The sequence below is a fragment of the Streptomyces sp. P17 genome (genome assembly GCF_032436805.1).
Lineage (GTDB): Bacteria > Actinomycetota > Actinomycetes > Streptomycetales > Streptomycetaceae > Streptomyces.
Genome location: NZ_JAVRBF010000156.1, coordinates 1 through 2,545, shown reverse-complemented (window position 1 = coordinate 2,545; position 2,545 = coordinate 1). Strand labels below are relative to the sequence as shown.

The 2,545-nt window shown below is 68.9% G+C and carries 3 protein-coding genes; 1 reads left to right on the top strand and 2 read right to left on the bottom strand.

The window, feature by feature from the left end; translation table 11 throughout:
• Window positions 1-76: 76 nt before the first annotated feature.
• On the bottom strand, window positions 77-634 hold the full coding sequence (locus tag RMT89_RS39960; protein WP_315888657.1) for an acyl-CoA thioesterase: 558 nt from the start codon (window positions 632-634) through the stop codon (window positions 77-79).
• A gap of 119 nt (window positions 635-753) precedes the next feature.
• Here RMT89_RS39960 and RMT89_RS39955 point away from each other — a divergent pair, with 119 nt between their 5' ends.
• Window positions 754-2,028: an LCP family protein gene (locus RMT89_RS39955; protein WP_315888656.1), complete on the top strand. Its 1,275-nt coding sequence runs from the start codon at window positions 754-756 to the stop codon at window positions 2,026-2,028.
• Between the two features lie 55 nt (window positions 2,029-2,083).
• Here the strand turns inward: RMT89_RS39955 and RMT89_RS39950 are convergent.
• A partial coding sequence (locus tag RMT89_RS39950; RefSeq protein ID WP_315888655.1) for a VCBS repeat-containing protein occupies window positions 2,084-2,545 on the bottom strand: 462 nt, incomplete at its 5' end.

Genomic DNA, 2,545 nt, shown 5'->3' with positions numbered 1-2,545 from the left:
TACGAGGGCCTTCGTCCGGCACGCCGAGGGCACGCACCGAACACCGCGGGCACCGCACAGGACTTTCAAAACACCCCTAGTCCTCGATGCCCTCCGCCGCCCTCTTCTCCCGTAGGTCCATGATTGCCCTGCGGCGGGCCAGGCGGTGGGTTCGGCGGATCTGGGCTTCCTGGTAGCGGCGCTTGTCCCGTTCGGTTTCCGGGAACACCGGGGGGACCCTTCGGGGCTTGCCGTCGGCGTCCACCGCTGCGAAGACCAGGTAGGCCGAGCCGACCTGGGTGGGCGGGGTGGATTCGTTCCAGCGTTCCGCGAGGACCCGGACGCCCACCTCCATCGAGGTGCGGCCGGTCCAGTTGACCTGGGCCTTCACATGGACCAGGTCACCCACCCGGACCGGCTCCAGGAACGCCATCTCGTCCATGGACGCCGTGACCGCCGGGCCCCCGCTGTGGCGGCCCGCCACCGCACCCGCCGCGTCGTCGACCAGCTTCATGATCACCCCGCCGTGCACCGTGCCCAGAAGGTTGGTGTCACTGTGGGTCATGATGTGGCTCAGCGTCGTGCGGGACGCGGACGTCGGCCTGCCCGGGATGTCCGGAGTGCCCGATTCCGCAGTAGGGACCTGGTCTGTCATGGCCTCCACCTTATGCCGCGGGACGATCCGGGGACTTTGTGTTGGGTTCGCAACAGCCGTGCCCCTATTTTTCGCCGGCCCTTGTAAGACACACAGCCGTTCCCTGCACACTGGGGCGCATGAACAACTGGCCCGAGGGATGGTCCGACAACAACCGCGGCAGCGGCTACGGACACGGCAGTGCAAGCGCACAGCCGGATGGCGCGCGCGTCATGCGGCAGGTCCGCCGCGGCCCGGCGGCACCCCCCGGCGGGGGCCAGGCCGCGCCGCCGTACGGAGTGCCGTCCCAGCCGTCGTACGTCGACGGCCAGGGCCATGACGGCTACGACAGCGGCTACAACACCGGGCAGGTCTACGGCTCACCCCCCGGCGGTGGCGGGGGCGGTACCGGCATGCGCGAGCCGCGGCCCGCGCCGAACTGGCGGCGCCGTATCAAGTGGACCGCGATCACCGTCGTCACCGTGCTCGTCGTCACCACCATCGGCACCTACTTCTGGGCCGACTCCAAGCTCAACCGCGAGGTCGACCTGAGCAAGGTCATCGACCGGCCGGAGGCGGGCGAGGGTACGAACTACCTGATCGTCGGCTCGGACAGCCGCGCGGGCATGTCCGCCGAGGAGAAGAAGAAGCTGCACACCGGGTCCGCCGAGGGCAAGCGCACGGACTCGATGATGATTCTGCACACCGGCGACAACGGCCCGACGCTGATCTCGCTGCCCCGTGACTCGGACGTGGAGATCCCCACCTTCGTGGGCTCGGAGTCCGGCAAGACGTACCCGGGCACGGGCCGGCGCGTGAAGCTGAACGCCGCCTACGCGGAGGACGGCCCCGAGCTGCTGGTGCGGACGGTCGAGTTCAACACCGGTCTGCGCATCGACCACTACGTCGAGATCGGCTTCGCCGGCTTCGCGAACATCGTGGACGCGGTCGGCGGCGTGGAGATGGACATCCCGAAGGGCGGTATCAAGGACTCCAAGTCCGGCGCCGACCTCAAGGAGGGCAAGCAGACCCTGAACGGCGAGGAGGCGCTCGCCTTCGTCCGTACCCGGTACGCGCTGGCCGGCTCCGACCTGGACCGTACGAAGAACCAGCAGAAGTTCCTCGCGGCCCTGGCCAACCAGGCCGCCACGCCGAGCACCGTGCTCAACCCCTTCAAGCTGTACCCGACGATGAGCGCCGGTCTGGACACCCTCATCGTCGACAAGGAGATGGGCCTGTTCAACCTGGCGTCGATGTTCTGGGCGATGAAGGGCGTCACGGGCGGCGAGGGCAAGTCGATGAACATGCCGATCTCGGGCTCCTCGGGCGGCAACCTCGTCTGGGACAAGGCGAAGGTGAAGACGCTGGTGGAGCAGTTGAAGAACGACGAGAAGGTCACCGTCTCCGGGAACTGAGACGCGCAGGTCCGCCGGGCTCGTGGAGCCCGGCGGACCGCCTCTTCCCGTGCGCCTACGCCCTTGTGGCCACGAACCTCGGGTGCCTCTCCACCCGCCAGCCGCCCGCGTCGTAGGCGAAGTTCTCCACCACCAGCTGCGGATTCCCGAACGCGCCCTTGCCGCCGTTGAGGGCCTCCCAGACCCCGGCGTCCCCGAAGCCGACGATGTCCGCGCTGCGGTCGCCGGTCAGGTCGGCCAGGAAGCGGGGGTGCTTCTCGACCCGCCAGCCGCCCGCGTCGTAGGCGAAGTTGCTGACGACCAGCTGCGGGTCCTGGAACGTGCCGTCCCCGTTGTTCAGGGACACCCAGACCCCGGCATTCCCGAAGCCCACGATGTCCGCGCGGCCGTCCCCGGTCACGTCGGCCAGGAAGCGCGGGTGCTTCTCCACCCGCCAACCACCCGCGTCGTAGGCGAAGTTGCTGACGACCAGCTGCGGGTCCTGGAACGTGCCGTCCCCGTTGTTCAGGGACACCCA